Annotated in this window: 17 protein-coding genes; 11 read left to right on the top strand and 6 right to left on the bottom strand. The window is 47.5% G+C overall.

Annotated elements, in window-relative coordinates; translation table 11 throughout:
* The first annotated feature begins 99 nt into the window (after nt 1-99).
* The 6 genes from dxs (at nt 100) to spo0A (ending at nt 7,676) form a co-directional block, all read left to right on the top strand.
* Entirely contained in the window at nt 100-2,001 is a 1,902-nt protein-coding gene (gene dxs, locus L3V45_RS11865; RefSeq protein WP_044053456.1) for a 1-deoxy-D-xylulose-5-phosphate synthase, read from the top strand.
* Nucleotides 1,998-2,843: a TlyA family RNA methyltransferase gene (locus tag L3V45_RS11860; protein WP_015388017.1), complete on the top strand. Its 846-nt coding sequence runs from the start codon at nt 1,998-2,000 to the stop codon at nt 2,841-2,843. Before dxs ends, L3V45_RS11860 begins: the two co-directional genes overlap by 4 nt.
* 96 nt (nt 2,844-2,939) lie before the next feature.
* On the top strand, nt 2,940-3,389 hold the full coding sequence (gene ahrC / locus L3V45_RS11855; protein ID WP_003153173.1) for a transcriptional regulator AhrC/ArgR: 450 nt from the start codon (nt 2,940-2,942) through the stop codon (nt 3,387-3,389).
* Nucleotides 3,390-3,420: 31 nt separating this feature from the next.
* Nucleotides 3,421-5,151, top strand: coding sequence for a DNA repair protein RecN (gene recN, locus L3V45_RS11850; RefSeq protein ID WP_003153174.1), 1,731 nt, complete (start codon nt 3,421-3,423; stop codon nt 5,149-5,151).
* A 163-nt stretch (nt 5,152-5,314) separates the two neighbouring features.
* Nucleotides 5,315-6,595 carry a SpoIVB peptidase gene (gene spoIVB, locus L3V45_RS11845; protein ID WP_007408360.1) on the top strand — a complete coding sequence of 427 codons (1,281 nt, stop codon included), beginning with the start codon at nt 5,315-5,317 and terminating at the stop codon, nt 6,593-6,595.
* 280 nt (nt 6,596-6,875) lie between these two features.
* Nucleotides 6,876-7,676 (top strand): sporulation transcription factor Spo0A, encoded by an 801-nt coding sequence (gene spo0A, locus L3V45_RS11840; protein WP_003153177.1) that lies wholly within the window; start codon nt 6,876-6,878, stop codon nt 7,674-7,676.
* Nucleotides 7,677-7,821: 145 nt separating this feature from the next.
* Here the strand turns inward: spo0A and alr are convergent, their stop codons facing one another.
* The 6 genes from alr to L3V45_RS11810 all read right to left on the bottom strand — a co-directional run bounded on the left by alr (nt 7,822) and on the right by L3V45_RS11810 (nt 12,125).
* Nucleotides 7,822-9,003: an alanine racemase gene (alr, locus tag L3V45_RS11835; RefSeq protein WP_015388018.1), complete on the bottom strand. Its 1,182-nt coding sequence runs from the start codon at nt 9,001-9,003 to the stop codon at nt 7,822-7,824.
* A 174-nt stretch (nt 9,004-9,177) separates the two neighbouring features.
* Nucleotides 9,178-9,390, bottom strand: coding sequence for a spore germination protein (locus L3V45_RS11830; protein ID WP_014305392.1), 213 nt, complete (start codon nt 9,388-9,390; stop codon nt 9,178-9,180).
* A 125-nt stretch (nt 9,391-9,515) separates the two neighbouring features.
* A complete protein-coding gene (locus L3V45_RS11825) occupies nt 9,516-9,728 on the bottom strand; it encodes a spore germination protein (RefSeq protein WP_003153183.1) in 213 nt (70 codons plus the stop codon).
* 125 nt (nt 9,729-9,853) lie between these two features.
* A complete protein-coding gene (locus L3V45_RS11820) occupies nt 9,854-10,972 on the bottom strand; it encodes an NADH-dependent flavin oxidoreductase (protein ID WP_046341490.1) in 1,119 nt (372 codons plus the stop codon).
* A 93-nt stretch (nt 10,973-11,065) separates the two neighbouring features.
* On the bottom strand, nt 11,066-11,203 hold the full coding sequence (locus L3V45_RS11815; protein ID WP_014470646.1) for a hypothetical protein: 138 nt from the start codon (nt 11,201-11,203) through the stop codon (nt 11,066-11,068).
* A gap of 289 nt (nt 11,204-11,492) precedes the next feature.
* On the bottom strand, nt 11,493-12,125 hold the full coding sequence (locus L3V45_RS11810) for a helix-turn-helix domain-containing protein (RefSeq protein WP_014418348.1): 633 nt from the start codon (nt 12,123-12,125) through the stop codon (nt 11,493-11,495).
* Between the two features lie 146 nt (nt 12,126-12,271).
* Between L3V45_RS11810 and ytaF the strand changes: the two genes are divergently transcribed.
* The 5 genes from ytaF to L3V45_RS11785 all read left to right on the top strand — a co-directional run bounded on the left by ytaF (nt 12,272) and on the right by L3V45_RS11785 (nt 16,314).
* Complete coding sequence (ytaF, locus tag L3V45_RS11805) at nt 12,272-12,895, top strand: sporulation membrane protein YtaF (RefSeq protein WP_046341382.1); 624 nt, start codon at nt 12,272-12,274, stop codon at nt 12,893-12,895.
* Between the two features lie 307 nt (nt 12,896-13,202).
* The gene (locus L3V45_RS11800) at nt 13,203-13,520 is read left to right on the top strand and encodes a hypothetical protein (RefSeq protein WP_041481880.1); all 318 of its coding nucleotides are present in this window, start codon (nt 13,203-13,205) and stop codon (nt 13,518-13,520) included.
* A gap of 20 nt (nt 13,521-13,540) precedes the next feature.
* Nucleotides 13,541-14,167, top strand: coding sequence for an N-acetylmuramoyl-L-alanine amidase family protein (locus L3V45_RS11795; RefSeq protein WP_007612483.1), 627 nt, complete (start codon nt 13,541-13,543; stop codon nt 14,165-14,167).
* An 87-nt stretch (nt 14,168-14,254) separates the two neighbouring features.
* Nucleotides 14,255-14,992 carry a glycerophosphodiester phosphodiesterase gene (locus tag L3V45_RS11790; RefSeq protein ID WP_236837013.1) on the top strand — a complete coding sequence of 246 codons (738 nt, stop codon included), beginning with the start codon at nt 14,255-14,257 and terminating at the stop codon, nt 14,990-14,992.
* Nucleotides 14,993-15,132: 140 nt separating this feature from the next.
* The gene (locus L3V45_RS11785; protein ID WP_024085588.1) at nt 15,133-16,314 is read left to right on the top strand and encodes an acetyl-CoA C-acetyltransferase; all 1,182 of its coding nucleotides are present in this window, start codon (nt 15,133-15,135) and stop codon (nt 16,312-16,314) included.
* The last annotated feature ends 11 nt before the right edge of the window (nt 16,315-16,325 follow it).

Genomic DNA, 16,325 nt, shown 5'->3' with positions numbered 1-16,325 from the left:
TAAGCAGTTTCGATGAAAATACAAAGGGAGTCTTTTTCTTTTTTCAAAAAGACATTGTTTAATTTGCAGAAATTCATGCTGAAAGTGAGTTGATCCGCTTTGGATCTTTTATCAATACAGGACCCGTCATTTCTTAAAAAGATGTCAATTGAACAGCTGGAAGAGCTGAGTGAGGAAATCCGCAATTTCCTCATCACATCGCTGTCTGCCTCTGGCGGCCATATCGGGCCGAACCTCGGGGTTGTCGAGCTGACAATTGCGCTTCACAAAGAATTTGACAGTCCGAAAGATAAATTTTTATGGGATGTCGGACATCAGTCCTATGTTCATAAACTGTTAACCGGGCGCGGCAAGGAGTTTGAAACCTTGCGCCAATATAAAGGGCTTTGCGGTTTCCCGAAGCGCAGCGAAAGCGAACATGACGTATGGGAAACAGGCCACAGCTCAACATCGCTCTCAGGCGCTATGGGAATGGCTGCCGCCCGTGATATTAAAGGATCGAAAGAATATATCATCCCGATTATCGGAGACGGCGCTTTAACCGGAGGAATGGCGCTCGAAGCGCTGAACCATATCGGTGATGAGAAAAAAGATATGATCGTCATCCTGAATGATAATGAGATGAGCATTGCGCCGAATGTCGGGGCGATTCATTCTATGCTGGGACGGCTTCGCACGGCCGGCAAATATCAATGGGTAAAAGACGAGCTTGAATATTTATTTAAGCGCATCCCGGCCGTCGGCGGAAAATTGGCCGCCACAGCGGAACGGATAAAAGACAGCTTAAAATATATGCTTGTGTCAGGCATGTTTTTTGAAGAGCTGGGCTTTACGTATTTAGGCCCTGTTGACGGTCATTCCTACCACGAACTGTTTGAAAACCTGCAATACGCCAAAAAAACGAAAGGTCCTGTCCTTTTGCATGTCATTACGAAAAAGGGCAAAGGCTATAAACCGGCTGAGACCGACACAATCGGCACATGGCACGGAACGGGTCCTTATAAAATCAATACGGGTGATTTCGTCAAGCCGAAAGCCGCGGCGCCTTCATGGAGCGGACTTGTCAGCGGCACCGTGCAGGAGCTGGCGCGCGAGGATGACAGAATTGTCGCGATTACACCGGCTATGCCGGTCGGCTCTAAGCTTGAAGGATTTGCGAAAGAATTTCCTGAGCGCATGTTTGACGTCGGAATCGCAGAACAGCATGCAGCGACAATGGCCGCGGGAATGGCGCTTCAGGGTATGAAGCCGTTTCTTGCGATTTATTCGACCTTTTTGCAGCGGGCGTACGATCAGGTCGTCCATGATATCTGCCGTCAAAACGCGAATGTATTTATCGGCATTGACCGCGCCGGTTTGGTCGGCGCTGACGGGGAGACGCATCAAGGCGTCTTTGACATCGCCTTTTTGCGGCATATACCGAACCTCGTTTTAATGATGCCGAAGGATGAAAATGAAGGCCGCCATATGGTCAATACAGCCCTTAATTATGAGGACGGTCCGATTGCGATGCGCTTCCCGCGCGGAAACGGGCTCGGCGTAAAGATGGATAAAGAGCTGAAAACCATCCCGATCGGAACATGGGAAGTGCTCCGTCCCGGAAAAGACGCGGTCATTTTAACATTCGGTACGACCATTGAAATGGCGCTGGAAGCGGCTGAAGAACTGCAAAAAGAAGGCCTGTCCGTGCGTGTCGTGAATGCGAGGTTCATAAAACCGATTGATAAACAAATGATGAAGGCCATTCTTAATGAAGGTCTGCCGATTTTAACGATAGAAGAAGCCGTGCTTGAAGGCGGATTCGGCAGCACGATTCTTGAATACGCTCATGACCTCGGCATGTATCATACACCGATTGACAGAATGGGCATCCCAGACCGGTTTATTGAACACGGCAGCGTAACCGCCCTGCTTGAAGAAATCGGTCTCACGAAGGCTGAGGTTATGAATCGGATAAAACTGCTGATGCCGCCGAAGACACATAAAGGAATTGGATCATGACAGCAAAAAAAGAACGATTAGATGTACTTCTTGTAGAAAAAGGCCTTGCGGAAACGCGGGAAAAAGCGAAACGCGCCATTATGGCGGGCATCGTATACTCAAATGAAAACCGATTGGACAAACCGGGTGAAAAAATCGCCCGGGATCTTCCGTTAACGGTAAAAGGAAACCCTCTTAAATACGTCAGCAGAGGCGGATTAAAACTTGAAAAAGCCTTGGAAGTGTTTCCTGTCTCGGTAAAAGGCAAAACGATGATTGACATCGGCTCGTCTACAGGGGGATTCACGGATTGCGCCCTCCAAAACGGAGCTGAGCGGTCCTACGCAGTGGATGTCGGCTATAATCAGCTTGCTTGGAAGCTCAGACAGGACGAGAGGGTCGTCGTCATGGAACGGACGAATTTCCGCTATTCCGAGCCTTCCGATTTCACAGAGGGTTTGCCGGAATTTGCGACAATCGATGTTTCTTTCATCTCACTCCGCCTCATTCTGCCGGTTTTAAAAACGCTGCTTGTACCGGGGAGCGATTGTATCGCACTGGTGAAGCCGCAATTTGAAGCCGGACGGGAATCCGTCGGAAAAAAAGGCATTGTCAGAGATCCCGGCGTTCATGCTGACGTTCTCCGCCGCATGAATCAATTTGCCGCTTCTGAAGGATATACAGTGAAAGGACTGTCCTTCTCACCGATTACAGGGGGAGACGGCAATATTGAGTTTCTGCTTCATCTGGAATGGGGCGGAGAAGACGGAAACGGCGCTGAACTGCCGGAAGAAGATATTCTCCGTATCGTCCGCGAAGCACATGAGACATTAAAAGCCAAAAAGACAGATGTACCGGAATAATAGGGGGCTATTATTCCTTTTTTCTGCCATCATGTACTTTTTATCAAGAAGCGGTTAACATAATGACAAGAACAGCTTGAAAACAGAGGTGCTTACATGACAAAAGGCCAAAGGCATATAAAAATCAGAGAGCTTATTACAAGCCATGAGATTGAAACGCAGGATGACTTAGTTGACATGCTGAGAGAAGAAGGATATAAGGTAACCCAGGCGACTGTCTCCAGAGACATTAAAGAGCTGCATCTCGTAAAGGTGCCGACGAACAACGGCTCCTACAAATACAGCCTGCCGGCGGATCAGCGGTTCAATCCGCTGTCAAAACTGAAGCGTTCGTTAATGGATGCGTTCGTAAAAATTGACTCAGCAAGCCATATGATCGTATTAAAAACGATGCCGGGGAATGCTCAGGCAATCGGCGCTCTGATGGATAATCTCGAATGGGAAGAAATCATGGGCACGATCTGCGGAGATGACACGATCTTAATCATCTGCAGGACGCCTGAAGATACGGAAGGCGTACAAAGCCGTCTTTTGGAGCTGCTGTAGCGTAATTATCAGATAAAAGGTGGAATGCTGTTTGTTAGCTGAACTATCAATAAAAAACTTTGCCATTATAGAGGAACTGACGATTTCGTTTGAACGGGGGCTCACCGTCCTGACGGGAGAAACAGGGGCCGGCAAGTCAATTATTATAGACGCCGTTTCCCTATTAGTCGGCGGACGCGGCTCGTCTGAATTTGTCCGTTACGGTGAAACAAAGGCCGAGCTTGAAGGACTGTTTCTATTGGACAGCGGTCATCCCGTTTTTGAAGTATGCCGTGAGCAGGGAATAGACGCATCTGACGACATGATTGTCATGAGAAGGGACATCAATGCCGGAGGAAAAAGCGTCTGCCGTGTCAACGGAAAATTAGTGACGATTGCGGCTTTAAGGGAAATCGGCAGACTTTTATTAGATATTCACGGACAGCATGATAACCAGCTGTTAATGGAGGACGACAAACACTTGGAGCTTTTGGATAAATTTGCGGGCGCTGAGGCCGAATCCGCGCTTCAGGCTTACCATGAAGGCTATGAGCGTTATATGAAGCTGCTCAAAAAAGTGAAGAAGCTGTCAGAAAGCGAGCAGGAAATGGCGCATCGGTTAGACCTGATTCAATTTCAGCTTGAAGAAATCGAGTCGGCGAAGCTTGAATTGAATGAAGACGAACTTCTTCAGGAAGAGCGGAAGCAGATATCCAACTTTGAAAAAATTTATGAATCATTGCAAAACGCCTATAATGCGCTCCGCAGCGAGCAGGGGGGGCTTGACTGGGTCGGAATGGCCTCTGCCCAGCTTGAAGATATTTCGGATATCAATGAACCGCTGCAAAAGCTGTCTGAAAGTGTGTCAAGTTCCTATTATCTGCTGGAGGATGCAACCTTTCAAATGCGCAATCTGTTAGATGATCTGGAATATGACCCGGAACGGCTGAATTTTATTGAAACCCGTTTAAATGAGATCAAACAGCTGAAGCGCAAATACGGAGCGACGGTAGAAGACATTTTGGAATACGGCTCCAAAATAGAAGAGGAAATCGATCAAATCGAGAACCGCGACAGCCACCTTGAAGCCCTGAAGAAGGAATTGGAGTCGGTCGGCAAAGATGTGGCCGTAGAAGCCGCCAATTTATCAAAAATCAGAAAAGCATGGGCCAAGAAACTGGCGGAAGCGATTCATCAGGAATTACAAAGTCTGTATATGGGCAAATCAACGTTTGATACGGAATTTCTCGTGAAAACCGATCCGTCAGCCAGTGAAGCACCGGTTGTTAACGGGCAGCCCGTGCAGCTTACCCAAAAGGGGATCGACCTTGTGAAGTTTTTAATTTCAACAAACACCGGTGAGCCTTTAAAACCGCTGTCAAAGGTCGCTTCCGGAGGCGAGCTTTCAAGGGTGATGCTGGCGATGAAGAGTATTTTTTCTTCCCAACAGGATGTCACCTCCATCATCTTTGACGAAGTGGACACCGGTGTAAGCGGGCGGGTTGCCCAAGCCATCGCGGAAAAAATCCATAAAGTATCGACCGGTTCACAGGTGCTCTGCATTACACACCTGCCGCAGGTTGCCGCTATGGCGGATACGCACCTTCTGATCGCAAAAGAATTCAAAGACGGACGGACGACAACGCATGTCACGCCGCTTTCCAAGCAGGATAAGGTAGCGGAAATCGGCCGCATGATTGCGGGTGTTGAAGTGACCGATCTGACAAAACGGCATGCACAAGAGCTTTTAAAACAGGCCGGACAGGTAAAAACGACAGGATAAGCTGCTGATACAGGCAGCTTATTTTTTTGTTCCATTTCTCTAACAGTGTATCCAATGTTTTTCTTCGTATGCCGGTTATAAATCAAGCGCAGGAAGGCAAAAGTATAGATGTAGCAGAAAAAGAAAGTGGTGTGGGATAGGAGCGAGGAGAGTGAAGGAATGAATGCACGATAACATGAGGAAAGCAATAGGTGTAATTCTCCTTGTTTCTTTACTAAGTGTAGGCTTTTTTAAGCCGTTTAAAGAATATTTACTGATACCGTCAGAAATGAGCGTCTTTGAAAACCAGACACAGGCCGTTCCGGTCAATGCATCAATAAGCGCTGAAAAGGGCGAATTATCAGAAGCCTTTACGCTGAAAGAAGAGCACGGTCATGCAAACATAACAGGGCAAACACAAGGCAGGTCAGAAGTAGTATATGATCTTGCCGGATTTCCCATTAAAAAAACGAAAGTGCGTGTCCTTCCTGAATTGAAGGTCATTCCGGGCGGACAGTCCATCGGTGTAAAACTGCATTCAGTCGGTGTTTTGGTCGTCGGTTTTCACCAGGTGATGACAAAGGATGGGAAAAAGTCTCCGGGAGAACAAGCGGGTATTGAATCTGGCGACATCATTATTAAAATGAACGGACATAAAATTGAAAAAATGAGCGACATCGCCCCGTTTATTCAAAAAGCGGGCAAAACCGGTGAATCTCTGGATTTATTGGTGAAACGCGATAAGCAAAAAATCAAAACAAAGCTGATTCCGACAAAGGACGAAGCCGAGGGGAAATATCGAATCGGCCTTTATATCCGTGATTCGGCAGCCGGCATCGGCACCATGACATTTTTTGAACCGAAAACAAAAAAATACGGCGCATTGGGCCACGTCATCTCTGATATGGATACAAAAAAACCGATTGTTGTAGAAGACGGAGAAATCGTCCGTTCTACTGTAACCTCGATTGAAAAAGGAAAAGGCGGCAATCCAGGCGAAAAACTGGCAAGGTTTTCGTCAGAACGGAAAACGATCGGCGATATTAACCGCAACAGCCCGTTCGGCATTTTTGGGACACTGCATCAGCCGATTAAAAACAACATTTCCGACAAAGCGCTTCCGATTGCTTTGTCAAATGAAGTAAAAAAAGGACCTGCGCAAATGCTGACGGTTATCGAAAACGATAAAGTAGAGAAATTTGATATTGAAATCGTCAGCACCACGCCGCAAAAATTCCCGGCGACAAAGGGAATGGTATTGAAAGTGACAGATCCGAAACTGCTGAAAAGAACCGGCGGAATCGTTCAGGGGATGAGCGGGAGCCCGATCATCCAGAACGGAAAGGTCGTCGGAGCCGTAACCCACGTATTTGTCAATGATCCGACAAGCGGCTATGGCGTTCATATCGAATGGATGCTGTCTGAAGCGGGTGTTGATGTTTACGGGAAAGACAAAGCAAGCTGACTGCCGGATGATCCGGCAGTTTTTTTATGTGATGCGTTCTTCACTTCTTTCCGGGATTCATGTAAAATAAGACATGAAGATTTTTCGACAAATTCACGTTTCCTGATTTGTCAAACTTAATTTTTAGTCGAAAAACCTAGAAAATGCTAGAAAAACAAAGATATACCACTATTATTGGTAAATATGGATTTTTTAAAAGGGGAAGTAGTGGTTTTGTCGAATGTAACATATAGCAGTCAAATGGGTTGCGTCCTGTTAATACATTGGGGGAGGAAGAAACGTGGAGAAAATTAAAGTTTGTGTTGCTGATGATAATCGAGAGCTTGTAAGCCTGTTGAGTGAATATATAGAGGGACAGGATGATATGGAAGTGATCGGCGTTGCTTATAACGGACAGGAATGTCTTTCTTTGTTTAAAGATAAGAATCCCGATGTGCTCGTGTTAGACATTATCATGCCGCATCTGGACGGACTTGCGGTTTTGGAGCGTCTGCGTGAATCAGAGCTTGAGAAGCAGCCGAACGTCATCATGCTGACGGCATTCGGTCAGGAAGACGTTACGAAAAAAGCCGTCGATTTAGGCGCATCCTATTTCATCCTGAAGCCGTTTGATATGGAAAACCTTGTCGGCCATATCCGCCAGGTAAGCGGAAATGTCAGCAGTGTCACACACCGTGCGCCGTCTGCGCAAAGCAGCATTATCCGCAGCCAGCCGGAGCCGAAGCGGAAAAATCTCGATGCCAGCATTACAAGCATTATCCATGAGATCGGTGTGCCTGCCCATATCAAAGGCTATCTTTATTTGCGTGAAGCCATTTCCATGGTGTATAACGATATTGAACTCCTCGGCAGCATCACAAAAGTCCTTTATCCCGACATCGCCAAAAAATTCAACACGACCGCAAGCCGTGTAGAACGGGCCATCCGCCACGCCATTGAAGTCGCATGGAGCAGGGGAAATATTGATTCCATTTCTTCACTGTTCGGATATACGGTAAGCATGACAAAAGCAAAACCAACCAACTCAGAGTTCATCGCGATGGTTGCTGACAAGCTGAGATTGGAGCATAAAGCTTCGTAACGCAAGCCTTTGGCTAAATGTCTTTTTGCGCCTTCTATTCCGTGCATGAACGCGGAAGAGAAGGCGTTTTGAGATTTTGCTGACGAAAACAATGGGAACCACTCACGCCGGTACTTGTTCTATACATAAATACGGGAACTGCCGTCTATACGTATAATACCGGAGCTGATATTTTAATGATTTTGCCGTCTCTGAAATAAAAGCGGGGGATGCGGCGGCTTAACACAGACAGGACTTCGTAGCTGATCGTACCGAGCATTTCGGCAATTTCATCAACGGAAATCTCGGCTCCTTGTTGTTTGCCGTAGATGACGACTTCTTCTCCTTGTTTGCCCTCATTCTCACCTAAACTGACCATTATCATATCCATTGTCACTCTCCCCGCCACCGGCACCCGTCTGCCGCGGTGCAGAATAAACCCGCGGTTGGACAGGGCGCGGGAGTAACCGTCAGCATAGCCGATCGGAATCGTCGCGATGATTTCACCCGGTTCGGCGATATATGTGGCGCCATAACTGACGGTCCGGGGATCTGTCACCATAGCTTTCACATAAGCGATACGCGCCTTTAAACTTAGTGCGGGCGTGAGATCCACGAGGTTCAGTTCCTTTATCGAGGCGGACGGATATAAACCATATAACCCAATACCTAAACGGATCATGTCAGCGCTGAATTCCGGGAATGCGATAGCGGCGGCTGTATTGCACATATGCACGGTAGGCAGCGTAATGTCTTGATTTTTTAAAAAGCGGAGAAAGCTGATAAACTTTTCGTGCTGCAGCATCGTCAGCTCAGTGTCCGGTTCATCCGCTGTTGAAAAATGTGTAAAGATGCCATCCCATGACAGGTATGTACTCGACTTGAGCGCTTTCACCACTGCTAAAAGATCTTCTTCTGTGCGCACACCCAGCCGGCCCATTCCGGTATCCACATTGATATGAATGGACAGCCGTTTCGACTCTGCTTCTTTTTCCAATATCCGATTCGCTTTTTTGATCCAGCTGACCTGAAACGCTGATAATGTGATGTTCCAAACGGCAGATTTTTTCACACAGCTGAGAGCTGTGAAGCCGAGCACAAGAATAGGCGCCTTAATTCCCGCTCTCCGTAACACAATTCCCTCTTCGACGCTGGCGACAGCAAGCTCGCTCGCCCCGCTTTCCAGTGCCTGCCGCGCTACTTCCACAGAGCCGTGGCCATAAGCGTTCGCTTTTACGACGGCCATAATTTTAGACGTATTCGGAATATGGCGGCGGATCGCCCGTACGTTCTTTTTTATCGCATCAAGGTCAACTTCAATCCAAACTTCCCGGCAAAGTTTTTTCATCACGATTCCTTCTTTCCTTAATGAGATTCAGTACTCATGCTTTCAATCTGCATTCTATTCATCTTTAACTGAAATCATTCAAAACATGGAAAGGTGATCGTTGATGTTTAATATCAAGTTTTCGGGAAATCATGCGCCTGCTTTATTTATGCAGTAAGGGCAGCATGGCGGCCCTTACAATGACTTTACAATATTCTGATCTGAAAATTGATGTTCAAACATTTTGGACTGGCTTACAGCATTGTTTTGAATGACAATGCCGATATTTCCCCCTCCGGCACCGAAAACGGTTTTTGATGCAGTCAGCGGACTGATGGATATGGCGCCGCCAACATTGACAACTCCGTTTCCTGATACGTTGTTTATCGTAATCGGGCAACCGCTCATTCTATTTTTTCTCCTTTCTCTCACAGTCTACTAACTATATGTACGCTGTGATATGGAATAAGATTAAACAAAACGGCAAAAAGAATCCGGCTGCTGCCAGCCGGAAAGGGAGGGAAATACGGATATCATAATGTTTTCGTTACATTTTGATCAGAGTATTGAGAGTTTGAAGATTGAGATGTGCTGGATTGATTCATTTGCAGGACCATACCTGTATTTCCCCCTCCTGAGCCGTAGACGGTTTTTGATACGGTTAAAGGACTTATCGAAAACGCACCGCCGACATTGACAACCCCGTTTCCGGAAAGACTGTTAATCGTAATAGGGAAACCAGCCATCATATACGGTCTCCTTTCTATTAATCTATTTACTATATGTACGCTGTGTGTTAGAAATAGGAGTAAACAAAGCGGTAAAAACTTGTGAATCAAAAAAACTGCCGGACATCCGGCAGTTTTTTAGTCTACTTTTCAAACGGCACCCAGCCGCCTGTATTCTGAATCATTTCCCATAACGGTTCAGGAAGTCGGTATTTCTCAATTTCAGATGCCTGAATGGCTTTTTCGATTTCCTGTTCGCGGCCTTCTTTGACCAGCACCGCCCATTCGGGGTTAATCAAAATGACACGTCCCAGAGCCACCAGCGGAATTCCGCTTTCTAATACGGCAAGCGCTTCGTCCGCGGTATAGATGGAACCGACGGCCATCAGCGGCACTTTATGGCCGACGCGTTCGTTTAATAAATCCATCCGGGTCCGTGAAGTATCCGCGCCGCGGCGGGCTTTGGAATTGACATCCATCAGTGAAATATGCAGATAATCCAAGTTCTCTTTTGCAAGCGCGTCGGCGAGCATGAATGTTTCTTTCATTGTAAGCCCCGGTGTTTCCGGCTCTTCCGGTGACAGGCGGTAGCCGAGAACGAATGGATTTTCAGCGTGTGTATCAATCGCCTGTTTGACAGCGTCAACGACTGCAAGCGGGAACGCAAGGCGCTTTTCATCGCTTCCGCCCCAGCGGTCTGTGCGCCGGTTTGTTTTCGGTGAATAAAATTGGTGAATCAGGTACCCGTTTGCCCCGTGAATTTCAACACCGTCAAAGCCGGCTTCAATCGCTCTGCGTGTCGCTTCGCCGAATGCTTTCACGATGTGCTCAATTTCTTGTTCTGTGAGAGCACGGGACGTTTGTCTGCCGTCTTCTTCTGAGCCGCTCGGACTGACGACGTCGTTGTTTGGCACGAGTTCAGGAGGGCATTCCAAGCCTCCGTGGTGAATCTGCACAACGGCTTTCGCTCCTTGAGACTGGATCGCCTGAGCGAGTTTTTTCAAGCCGGGAATGTGAGAATCATCATAGATGCCGGGCTGGCCTGGAAACGCTTTGCCGTCCGGCGTTACGTTTGCACATGCCGTAATGACCATGCTCATTTCTTTTGAACGGGGAGTAATGTAGCTTAATTCACGGTCGGAAATCGTTCCGTCATCATTTGATGAATAGTGTGTCATCGGTGCGACTGAAATACGGTTTGGTATAGTGACACCGCTTTCGAACGTAAAAGGTTCAAACAGCGGTTTATAAGTTTGCTTCATCATTTCGCCTTCTTCCTTAGGAGTTTAACTCGTCCGTATTCTAGCTTATGTTTTCATTGTGTGCAATTATTTTGCTTGTTCTTCTTCCTGAGGTTATGACCGGCTGAACCATTTAAACGAATGAAACGGTTTTCTCCGTTCCTTTTCAGGATCTTTATATCCTCCTGAAATTTGATGGCCGATCGAGCTGAATATGACAGCGGCGGCGAAGAGGAGAATGATTTTTTTCATATGCATATCTTCTTTCTTATCTTTTACAAGGTTATTTATAAGCATACGCTTGTGCGAAAAAACCGTCAATTTGTTTATTCTTTTTTCCACTTTCCTGCGGCGAATATCGTTCCGATCTGAATCACAACACTTAACAGAGCGCACACTGCCACAACTGTGTTGCTGTCCATAGAAGACACCCTCCTTTTTGTTAGGTTGATGTATCATATGACAGCTGTCTCTGTTTTGACAAAACCGTAATGCGGTGTTTCATATTTTTCAACACAAAAAGGGCGCTTTTTAAGCGCCTTTACTTTTTTTTCAGCCGGTTCAAAGCGATTTGAACGGCGATGGCGTCATCCAGGTAGCCGATCGGAAACATGTAATCCGGGATAACGTCGGTCGCTAAAATATAATACAGCAGCGCGCTCCCGAGAATCGCGCGGTCTTCAGCCGGTGTTGATTCATCCATATACTGATGATGCATGTTTTTCAAATGATCAATAAAAGGGCCGACGCTTTCTTCATTGTCCATTTTCTTTTGAAACTCATCGCAAATCAGGCGATGGCCCTGCTGGGTTTTGGCGTATTGTTCATATCTGGTCAGTTCGCGCTCAATTTGCTCCCGGGAAAAAGGCTGATCAAACATCTCGGCCATATTCAGCATATCCTGAATCGCGTGCATCGGGTCTTGCGGCGCAGCTTCTTTTTCATGGCCGATGTCTATGCCTGACGCCTCAAGCAATTCCTCCAGCGGGGTGCGGAGGTGTTTTGAAAATTCCTGAAGATGCTTTAAATTGGCCTTCTGTTTGCCGTTGATAATCCGGGAGATAGTGGCCGTATCAATGTTTGTTAAGGCGCCGAGTTTTCTCATGGAGAGCGAGTGCTTATCAAGCAGTGATTTTAAAAGGGGTCCCAGTGTCTTATTTTTATTTTCTGTCAAGGGTGTCACCTCGTTTCCGCCGGAATGATGATCGTCAATCAATAATTTTTGCAGAAAAGGTACCTTTTCTGTGCTGCTGAATAGGATAGTGTAGATTCAACGGCACAACATGTTGAAAAGACATCAAAGAATGGAGAGAAACGAACATGGCTTGGTTATTGGTTTTAGGTTTGGCAGTGTCCTCAAGCATTGATAATTTAGGAGTGGGGATGTCATACGGCATCAGAAAAATCAAAATAGCGCATGCGTCAAATATGATGATCGCTTTTATCTGTTTTGTATTCAGTTATATCGGAATTTATTTCGGCAAATGGATTTCAGCCGTTTTACCGGGCTTTCTTCCTGTATTGCTGGCGGCGTTTATTTTATCTGTCATCGGTATCCGCATCATTCTGCTGGCTGTGCCGAGAAAAACAGCGCGTGTTGGCGCGTCAGGAAAAAAAGGCCGTTTTGCCGGTCTGCTGCAAAATCCGGAGGCAGCGGATGCCGACGGTTCGGGAGAAATCGGTATATTGGAATCCATGGTTCTCGGGGTGGCCGTATCCGCAAATGCGCTGACCAACGGATTAAGCGCGGGGTTGATCGGGCTTTCTCCCGCTGCCATTTCTATTACTGCGGCGGTCGGAAGCTTTCTAACCATATGGATCGGCTGCTCGCTTGGAAAAAAAGCCGCTTCATTGCGCATCGGTTCTTTTCACGTCGGACAGTTCAGCACGGTGCTGAGCGGAGTGATTATTCTCATCATTGCCGCCAATACGCTGCTCTTTTAAGTTGTCCCGTTCATTTTATGAAAAGCTCAAAATAAATATGAATGTTTCTATTCGGGAGAGTGCATGACGCGGCTCTCTTTTTTGCCGATCTGATATTTTTTCAAAATGAACAGAAAGTCGTCCGTTTCCGTTAAATTCTGCATATTCGGCCTTCAGACAGAACCTTTTTCATAGACTGATCAGCTTGTTTTCTTTCTAAGTTCAGGTAAACAGCAGGTCAGATAGCCTTCATTCCAAAGATGGAGAAACGCTGGAGGAATGGAGGCTCCCTTTACAAATCGGCCATTCTGTTCAAAGATAAAGCCGAATGAGAAAACGTGAGGTGATCTGTGTGAAGTCTGCCATACTTCTGATCTTCACCGCATGGCTGTTATCAGGCTGCGAGTATACCGCGGAGGCTGATGCGGCGCCGTCATTTACACAGGAAGGAACATTTATAAAAGCGGCCGGAAACGATACGATCGCGGTCGAAATTGACGGAGAAAGGCAAGAGGTGAAGGTGCCTTTCGCTAAGCGGTTTGAATGTCAGTCTCTGCCTGAACATACGGCGGTGCAAATCACCTATAAAAAAGAGAGCAACGGACAATTACGGCTTGAGAAACTGAAAAAAGAAACAGATATGTGAAAACGGGGAGGAAAAAAAACGTGGGTTTACTGACAAAAAGCGCTGCTGCCTTCGGTGCCGCTCTGCTTCTGCTTGCGCCGTCCGCTTATGCAGCCGAACCTTTGCAAGGGAAAACCATCTATATCGATGCCGGACATGGCGGAGAAGACAGCGGAGCCGGCGGAAATGGACTGCTTGAGAAAAACATCAATTTAGCGGTGTCAAACAAGGTGATCGCCAAATTGGAGACAGAAGGCGCAAAACCTGTAGCTTCAAGGACTGACGATACTTTTTTACGTTTGGACGAGCGGGTGGCGAAAGCGAGCGCCAGCCAATCCGATTTATTCGTCAGCCTCCATACGAATTCAGCCGTATCAACGGCATCGGGCACGGAAACGTATTTTAATTCGACATATGAAGGAGCGGACAGCGAAAGGCTTGCTTCCGACATTCAGCAGCAGCTTGTCACGTCTTTAGGGATGAGGGACAGAGGCGTAAAAGAAGCTCCTTTTTATGTTATTACATATTCAAAGATGCCGAGTGTGCTGGCTGAATTAGGTTTTATCACAAATCCTCAAGATGCGGACAAGCTGAAAAGCGATAACGGACAAGAGCACGCCGCGGACGCCGTTGTAAACGGAATCGAAACCTATTACAGCGGACGGTAATGATAAAATATGTGTAAATAGCGCCCTCCTGATGTGCATAACGATTATAATAGAGAAAACCGATGACAAACATCTGAGGTGACACATATGACGAATATTTTTGCCCACCGGGGGGCGTCGGGCGACTGCCCTGAAAATACGATGCCCGCATTCAAAAAAGCGATTGAGGACGGGGCTGACGGAATTGAACTTGATGTACAGATGACAAAAGACGGCCGGATCGTGGTCATTCACGATGAAACCCTCGACCGCACGACATCTTTGAAAGGATTTGTGAAAGATACGGCGTATGACAAAATCAGAACCGCCGATGCCGCCGGAAAATGGAAAGATTCTTTTAAAGGTGTCGGAATTCCGCTTTTGTCAGATGTGCTGCGTTTTGCGGAACGTGCTGATTTTCTGATAAACATTGAGCTGAAAAACAGTGTATTCCGTTACGAAGGAATGGAAGAAGAAGTGATCAAAAAAGTCAGATATTACGGACTGGAAAAGCGCGTTATTTTTTCTTCATTTAATCATGAGAGTCTCGCGGTGTGCCACGCCCTTGCGCCTGAAATTGAACGGGCGGTGCTGACAATGGATGTGCTGTACCGGCCTGAACGTTATCTTGCCGCCATTCCCGCTTCGGGTTATCACCCGAAGCTCGGCACGCCGGCGGTCAGCGCTGAAGTGATCACACATCTTGCAAAACACCAAGCGGCGCTCCGTCCGTTCACCGTCAATCGTCCTGAGGATATGAAGCGGCTGATGAAAGCGGGGATAGACGCGATTTTTACAGATTATCCAAAGCTGGCTGTTTCTATAAAAGAAGAATGCCGCAGCTGAGAAGACTGGTCAGACAGTCTTCTTTTTTTATGGGCGGGAAAAAGGCGGTGCACTCATAACTCGGTCAGCCGGTTCATATATTGTAACAGGGCGTTTTGTGTAAGCGTTATCTTTTATCTTATTGAAAGTGAGGCAAAATTGTGGGAAAAACGGTTATCGTCAGTGCGGCAAGAACGCCGTTCGGAAAATTCGGCGGCGCATTAAAAGAGGTGAAGGCATCCGAGCTTGGCGGCATTGCCATAAAAGAAGCAATCAAGCGCGCCGCTATCAGTGAAAGCGAAGCGGAAGGAGCGGTGATGGGGATGGTCGTCCAGGCGGGTGCCGGGCAGATTCCGGCACGGCAGGCTGCAAGATATGCCGGGCTTCCGTGGTCTGTTCCGGCTGAAACCATTAATAAAGTCTGTGCATCAGGGCTCAGAGCCGTTACCATCTGTGATCAAATGATCCGGGCGAAAGACGCGGACGTGCTGATTGCAGGCGGAATGGAAAGCATGAGCAACATTCCGTACGCCATTCCGGCCGGCCGCTGGGGTGTGAGGATGGGGGACGGGGTTTTTCAGGATTTAATGGTTCATGACGGGCTGACCTGTGCGTTCGACCAGGTGCATATGGCTGTCCACGGAAGCACTGCGGCCAAAAAGTACGGCATTTCCCGAGATGAACAGGATCATTACGCTCTTTTGAGTCAGAAACGCGCGGCTGAGGCGGCTGATGCGGGCAAATTGCGTGAAGAAATTGTCCCCGTCACCTGGACCGGCAAAAAGGGCAAACAGCATATCGTTGAAGCGGATGAGGGGCTGCGTCCTGATACAAGCCTTGAGCAGCTCGCAGCGCTCAAGCCGATTTTCACAGCCGACGGAACGGTTACAGCCGGAAACGCTCCCGGTGTAAATGACGGGGCCGGAGCATTTGTGCTGATGTCAGAGGAAAAAGCAGCAAAGCAGCATGTCAGGCCGCTCGCAGCGATACTTGGCTTTGCGTCCGTCGGACTGGAAGCGTCCGAGCTGGCAAGCGCGCCGGGAGAGGCCATCAGCCGGCTCTTGAAAAAAACCGGACTGTCCGTTGACGATATTGATTTGTTTGAAGTAAATGAAGCATTTGCGTCCGTCGTGCTCGTGAGTGAAAAAATAGCCGGGTTCAGCCGGGAGAAAGTGAATGTAAACGGAGGGGCAATCGCGTTCGGCCACCCGATCGGCGCAAGCGGAGCGAGAATCGTCATGAGTTTAATATACGAATTAAAGCGTCGCGGAGGGGGGTTAGGCATAGCGGCTATATGCAGCGGAGCGGCTCAAGGAGATGCCGTCCTGCTGGAGGTGTACTGATCAAAGGAGGG

This window comes from Bacillus sp. R45, from assembly GCF_021729365.1.
Taxonomy (GTDB): domain Bacteria; phylum Bacillota; class Bacilli; order Bacillales; family Bacillaceae; genus Bacillus; species Bacillus velezensis.
Note: the sequence above shows the minus strand (reverse complement) of the source record. Positions and strands in the feature narration are given on the sequence as shown.